We start from the raw sequence: 5,651 nt of genomic DNA, 5'->3' as shown, positions 1-5,651 counted from the left end.
CAGCCGCTCCAGTACGTCCGCCGGGCGGCCCTCGGCGATCACCCGGCCGTCCTCCAGGGCGACCATCCGGTCGGCGACCGCTTCCGCGAGCTCGGCCTGGTGCGTGGCGAGGAGGACCGCGACGCCGTCCTCCTTCTCCTTCACGAGCAGTTCGGCGAGGCGCACCCGGGCCTCGGGGTCGAGCCGCTGCTCGGGCTCGTCCAGGACGAGGAGGTCGCGCGGGCGCACGAGCGCGGCGGCGAGCAGCAGCGACTGGAGCTGGCCGGAGGAGAGCGAGCCGGGCAGCGCCCGCGCGTGGTCGGACAGCCTGCGGTCGGCGAGCACGTGGTCGATCCAGCCCTGCGCGTCGTCCACGGCGTGGGCGACGGTGACGAGTTCGAGGTGCTCGCGCACCGTCAGGTCCGGGTAGGTGGCCACGGTGTCGCCGACGACCGCCACCCTGGCCCGCACCTCCGGGTCGTCCTCGGTGACCGTGCGGCCCGCGAACCGGGCGGTGCCGCTGGTGGGGGCGTCCCGGCCGCTCGCGATGCGCAGCAGCGTGGACTTGCCCGAGCCGTTGTGCCCGAAGAGGGCGGTACAGCTGCCCGCCTCCAGGTCGAGGTCGACCGGGTGCAGTGCCTGGCGCTCCCCGTAGACGCGGCCGACTCCGCGCAGCCGGAGCAGTGGGGACCGGTCGGGCCGGTCGTGGTGGTCTGCGTCGTCACCCTGCGCGGACATCGAACCTCCGTACGATCGTCTTTTGACCCGACCCTAACGGGGGCCGCGGGCCCGGCTCGGCGGTCCGGCCGCGCGAGGTGTGACAGGTGCGCGACGATGGCTGTCATGAGCCCCGTGTCCGATCCCGTCCCGGGATCCTCCACCGCGTTCGGTCCCCTGGCCTTCCAGCTGGTGCTGCTGCGGCGGATGGCCGACTACCAGCCCGTCCTGGTCGAGGAAGCCCTGCGCGAGCTGGGCACCGACCGGACCGCCATGCGGGAGGCCAACCGCCGCTGGCAGGCGATAATCCGCTCCCCGCGGCAGCGGGGCGCGGGGACGCGCTACCGCTCGGTGCTCGGCCCGCCGGAGAGCACCGGCGAGCGCCGCGTCGGCGAGCTGGCCTTCGAGGCGTCGCTGTGGCCGGTGCCGCTCTGGCCCGATCTGCGTTTCGAGGTGCTGGCCGCGCCGGGCGGCGCGGTCTGGAACGAGTGGCTGGTACGGGCCCCGGGCACCCCGGGGCCGGAGCCGCGCGCGGTGGCGGACCTGCGGCCCTGGTCGTGCACGGTGGACGAGGTGGCGCGGGCGTTCGCCCCCGTACGGCCCATGGAGGGCACGGCCCCGGGACGCTGGCAGCTCGCCTTCGGCGGGCGGGGTGACGGGCCGGGTGACGAGCGGGGCGGAGAGTACGTCGCGGACTTCACCTGGGGCCTGCTCCAGCAGGTGACACGCCGCTGACCAGGCACGACGCGGCCCTGGCGGCGGGGCTCCCCTCGGGCTCCCCCTTTGGCTCCCGCTTCGGCTCCTTCTTTAGGCCGAGCGGAAATGGCCGGTCGGCCGAGGCGGGGCCGGGCGGCCCGTCCCTAGCGTGAGCGGCATGTCCCGTCACCCGTCCCTCGCCCTCGTGACCGCCGCCGCGGCCACGGCCGCCGCCCTGGCCCTCGCCACCGGCTGCTCCGTCGGCGGCGACCGCGCCAGGATGGTGAGTGGTACGCCCGCCTCCGGCGAGGAGCCGTCCCAGGTCTCCATACCGTCCATCGGGGTGCGCAGCGCGCTGCTGCGGCTCGGGCTGAACAAGGACGACACCGTGCAGGTGCCGCCGTCCGAGAAGGGCATGACGGCCGGGTGGTACACCGGCAGCGCCAAGCCCGGCACGCCCGGCGCCGCGGTGATCATCGGCCATAACGCGACCCGCGAGGGCAAGGCCGTCTTCCACGACCTGGACAAGGTGAACGAGGGCACCGTGATCGACGTCGAGCGCGGCGACGGCAAGGTCCTGCACTTCACCGTGACCGGCAAGGAGACGGTCGAGAAGAAGTCCTTCCCGACGCTCAAGGTCTACGGGAAGACCGATGAACGGGCGCTGCGCCTGGTCACCTGCGCGGGCGACCTCGACGCCGACGGGCACCCCGTGCGGAACCTGATCGTCTACGCGGCGCTCAAGGGCTGACGGGAAGCCGACGAGGGCGAGGGGGACGAGGAGGGGAGCTGTGGGGCGGGGCACGACGCGTGCCCCGCCCCACAGCGTGTCTCTCAGGCGATCTCCGCCGAGAGGGTGATCGTCGTGCCCGCCAGGGCCTGGCTGACCGGGCAGTTCTTCTTGGCGTCCTCGGCGGCGGCCGCGAAGCCCTCCTCGTCGAGGCCGGGCACCTCGCCACGCACCCACAGGTGGATGCCGGTGATGCCCTCACCCGGCTGGAAGGTGACGTCGGCCTTGGTCTCCAGGCGGGTGGGCGGCGTGCCCGCGCCGGTCAGGCCGTGCGAGAGGGCCATGGAGAAGCAGCTGGAGTGCGCGGCGGCGATCAGCTCCTCCGGGCTCGTCTTGCCGTTCGCCTGCTCGGCACGGGACGGCCAGGACACCGGCTGGCTGCCGATGCCGGACGAGTCGAAGGTGACGGTGCCGCTGCCCGTGAGCAGCTCGCCTTCCCAGACGGTGTGCGCGGTGCGGGTCGTAGCCACGGTGTGGTTCCTCCTGCTTGGGACTCAGGGAGTCGGGTTCGACGGCAGGTTCCAGGCCACGAGCGCGGGGCGCCCGTGCTCGGTGCCGATGCGGCTGACAGTAGCGGTGTCCAGCCGGAAGAGGGCACCGGCGGCGGGCGGCAGGCCGAGCCGACGTGCCGTCAGCACCCGGAGGAAGTGCCCGTGCGCGACGAGCACCACATCACCGGCACCGTCGCCGTCCTCGCGCAGCAGCGGGGCCACACGGGCGAGCACCCGGTCGGCGCGGGCGCCGACCTGGGCGATGGTCTCGCCCGGGTGGGCGGCGGGGCCGGGGACCACGCCGTCGTCCCACAGGTACCAGTCGGGCCGGGTGCGGTGGATCTCCGCGGTGGTGACGCCCTCGTAGCCGCCGTAGTCCCACTCCAGCAGGTCGGGCTCGGGCTCGGGGTCCAGGCCCGCGAGCTCGGCGGTGCGCAGGGCCCGCTTGAGGGGGCTGGCGAGCGTCAGGGCGATCCGCCGCCCGGCGAGCAGCGGACGCAGCGCCTCCGCCTGCTGCTCACCGCGCTCGGTGAGGGGGATGTCCGTGAGGCCGGTGTGCCGCCCGTCGCGGCTCCACTCGGTCTCGCCGTGCCGGACGAGGAGGAGCTCACTCACCGCTCTGCTGCTCCGCCTGCGCCTGACCCTCCGTCTGGGCCTGGGCCTGGGCCACGGAGGCCCGTACCTCGTCCATGTCCAGGGCGCGGGCCTGCTGGATGAGGTCCTCCAGGGCGGCCTCGGGCAGGGCGCCGGGCTGGGCGTAGACGGCGATGTTGTCCCGCACGATCATCAGCGTGGGGATCGACCGGATCTCGAAGGTGGCGGCCAGTTCCTGCTGGGCCTCGGTGTCGACCTTCGCGAAGACGAGGTCGTCGTGGCGCTCGGCGGCGGCCTCGTAGACCGGCGCGAAGTTCCGGCAGGGGCCGCACCACGAGGCCCAGAAGTCGATGAGCACGAATCCGTTGCCGGAGACGACCTCGTCGAAGTTGTCCTTGGTGAGCTCCACCGTGCTGCTGCTCATGCGTGACTCCTGGTTCCGGATGGTCGCGGTCGGGTGCCCGGGTGGGGCAACCAGACGGCCCCCGAGGGTATTCCCCCGTACCGCGCGAACAGGCCGGTCTCCCGTGTGGACGCCCGGCCGCGAAACCACAAGACCGCCGATCACGACAGCTCCGGTGCGGTTCCGGACAGTCCTGGACCCGCGCCATCAAGAACGCGCAATGCTCACTCAAAAGACGCCAGATGTTCACTCAGAGTTTCCGGGTCAGGCTCTTCTCCCTCCCCCTCCCCGCTCACTCACATCACTCACGTCACTCACAGAAAGCTGCCCGACGATGGACACCTTCCGGCACCTCGCGGCACACCTGGGGCTCGACCTCGCCGCCGTCTGTCTGCTGACCTTCGCGGTCTACTACCCGCGGCACCGCCGCCGCGACCTCGTGCCGGCCTATCTCGCCCTGAACGTCGCCCTGTTCACCGTCGTCGCCGCGCTCGCCGAGGTGGGCGGCAGCGGGGGGACGGCTCTGGGCTTCGGCCTGTTCGGGGTGCTCTCGATCATCAGGCTGCGCTCGGACTCCGTACAGCACGAGGAGGTCGCGTACTACTTCACGACCCTCGTCCTCGGGCTGCTGTGCGGCCTGCCGCACCTGGACTTCCGGATCTCCGCCGCGCTGAGCGCCGTCCTGCTCGCCGTCATCTACGTGGCCGACCACCCGCGGCTGCTCGCCCGCGCCCGCCGCACGGTCGTCACGCTCGACACCGTCCACGGCGACCCCGGGCAGCTGCGCGCCGACCTCGCCCGGCGGCTCGGCGAGCCCCTCAACTGGACGGTCATGGAAGTGGACTTCGTCCGCGACCTGATGGTCGTCGACGTCCGCTACCTCGAACCGCGGCCGGGTACGGGGACGCGCCTGGCCCTGGCCCCCGAACAGGCCCACCGCGCCACGCCCGCCTGGGAGTCCGCGTGAGCGCGCCGGTCACCGCCCCGGCGGCATCCGGCGGGGTACGGTCCGTGGCGGCGCTGGCCGAGGCCACCCGCGCCGCCGCGCCCGTCTCCCTCACCGAGGTCAACGAGCGCTCCGCCCTCCTCGCGCGCTTCGACCACAGCTACCTGGTGCCCGTGGAGGCCTTCCTGCGGATGGCGGAGCACCTCACCGACCCCCGGCGCCCCGGCGGCCCCTTCCGCGCCCTGACCATCGACGGACGGCGCGCCTTCAGCTACCACTCCGTCTACTACGACACACCCGGCCTGCGTTCGTTCCACGACCACCGGCAGGGCCGCAGGCGCCGCTTCAAGATCCGCGAACGGGTCTACGAGGACTCCGGCGAGCGGCAGTTCGAGATCAAGCTCAAGGGCGGCCGCGGGGACACCGTCAAACACCGTCGCCCCCTGGGCGGTTCGGACACCCCGCTGGACCCGCACCACCGCGCCTTCCTCGCCGACACCCTGCGCGGGGCGTACGCCATCGAGGCCCCGGACGCGCTGACCCCGTCCCTGAGCACGGACTACCTGCGCGCCACGCTGGTGGCCGACGGCGAACGCGTCACCTGCGACGCGGGGCTGATCTGCGCCGACCTGCGCACGGGGCGGACCGTACGCTGCGACCCGGGCCTCGTCCTGGTCGAGACGAAAACGACGGGCCACCTGACGGAAGCGGACCGCCTCCTGCACTCCTGCGGCATACGGCCGGCCGTCTTCACGAAGTACTGCGGGGCGTTCGCGGCACTCCGCCCCGCCCTCCCGGCCAACCGCTGGCGCCGGGCCTCTTGGCGCGCCTTCGGCGCGCCGTCCTGAAGCGGCACTTGCCCTCGGCCGACGGCCCGGCACCCACCGGGCTGCCGCCCAGGCCCGGCCCGCGACTGCGGGCTGCCGGTGGCTTGTCGCGCAGTTCCCCGCGCCCCTGACGGGGCGCGGCCCCGGGGGCCCGGGGGCGGAGCCCCCAGAAAACCTCTCGCCTTCACCACCCACCGGGGGTCTGGGG

8 protein-coding genes are annotated in these 5,651 nt (G+C 73.5%); 4 read left to right on the top strand and 4 right to left on the bottom strand.

Features of this window, described 5'->3' with window-relative positions:
- A partial coding sequence (locus K6I34_RS30200) for an ABC transporter ATP-binding protein (RefSeq protein ID WP_229330773.1) occupies positions 1-717 on the bottom strand: 717 nt, incomplete at its 3' end.
- A gap of 105 nt (positions 718-822) precedes the next feature.
- Between K6I34_RS30200 and K6I34_RS30195 the strand changes: the two genes are divergently transcribed.
- On the top strand, positions 823-1,431 hold the full coding sequence (locus K6I34_RS30195) for a hypothetical protein (RefSeq protein WP_229330771.1): 609 nt from the start codon (positions 823-825) through the stop codon (positions 1,429-1,431).
- Positions 1,432-1,570: 139 nt separating this feature from the next.
- On the top strand, positions 1,571-2,143 hold the full coding sequence (locus K6I34_RS30190) for a class F sortase (protein WP_229330769.1): 573 nt from the start codon (positions 1,571-1,573) through the stop codon (positions 2,141-2,143).
- A gap of 83 nt (positions 2,144-2,226) precedes the next feature.
- Here K6I34_RS30190 and K6I34_RS30185 read toward each other — a convergent pair whose 3' ends face one another.
- The 3 genes from K6I34_RS30185 to trxA are packed head-to-tail and all read right to left on the bottom strand — an operon-like array spanning position 2,227 to position 3,691.
- Positions 2,227-2,652, bottom strand: coding sequence for an OsmC family protein (locus K6I34_RS30185; protein WP_229330767.1), 426 nt, complete (start codon positions 2,650-2,652; stop codon positions 2,227-2,229).
- 24 nt (positions 2,653-2,676) lie between these two features.
- A complete protein-coding gene (locus K6I34_RS30180) occupies positions 2,677-3,288 on the bottom strand; it encodes a histidine phosphatase family protein (RefSeq protein ID WP_229330765.1) in 612 nt (203 codons plus the stop codon).
- On the bottom strand, positions 3,281-3,691 hold the full coding sequence (gene trxA, locus K6I34_RS30175; protein WP_229330763.1) for a thioredoxin: 411 nt from the start codon (positions 3,689-3,691) through the stop codon (positions 3,281-3,283). The genes K6I34_RS30180 and trxA overlap by 8 nt, the downstream gene beginning before the upstream one ends.
- Positions 3,692-4,004: 313 nt before the next feature.
- Here trxA and K6I34_RS30170 point away from each other — a divergent pair, with 313 nt between their 5' ends.
- Both K6I34_RS30170 and K6I34_RS30165 read left to right on the top strand, forming a co-directional pair.
- Complete coding sequence (locus K6I34_RS30170) at positions 4,005-4,637, top strand: DUF4956 domain-containing protein (RefSeq protein WP_229330761.1); 633 nt, start codon at positions 4,005-4,007, stop codon at positions 4,635-4,637.
- Positions 4,634-5,464 carry a VTC domain-containing protein gene (locus tag K6I34_RS30165; protein ID WP_229330759.1) on the top strand — a complete coding sequence of 277 codons (831 nt, stop codon included), beginning with the start codon at positions 4,634-4,636 and terminating at the stop codon, positions 5,462-5,464. Before K6I34_RS30170 ends, K6I34_RS30165 begins: the two co-directional genes overlap by 4 nt.
- The last annotated feature ends 187 nt before the right edge of the window (positions 5,465-5,651 follow it).

This window comes from Streptomyces sp. UNOC14_S4 (assembly GCF_020740835.1).
Taxonomy (GTDB): Bacteria; Actinomycetota; Actinomycetes; order Streptomycetales; family Streptomycetaceae; genus Streptomyces.
The sequence above is the reverse complement of the archived record's forward strand: the minus strand, read 5'-3'. Positions and strand labels throughout refer to the sequence as shown.

Bases quoted from the DNA above. Each gene is read 5' to 3' on its own strand.
- K6I34_RS30195 (WP_229330771.1), top strand. From the start codon at position 823: ATGAGCCCCGTGTCCGATCCCGTCCCGGGATCCTCCACCGCGTTCGGT.
- K6I34_RS30190 (WP_229330769.1), top strand. From the start codon at position 1,571: ATGTCCCGTCACCCGTCCCTCGCCCTCGTGACCGCCGCCGCGGCCACG.
- trxA (WP_229330763.1), bottom strand. From the start codon at position 3,691: ATGAGCAGCAGCACGGTGGAGCTCACCAAGGACAACTTCGACGAGGTC.
- K6I34_RS30170 (WP_229330761.1), top strand. From the start codon at position 4,005: ATGGACACCTTCCGGCACCTCGCGGCACACCTGGGGCTCGACCTCGCC.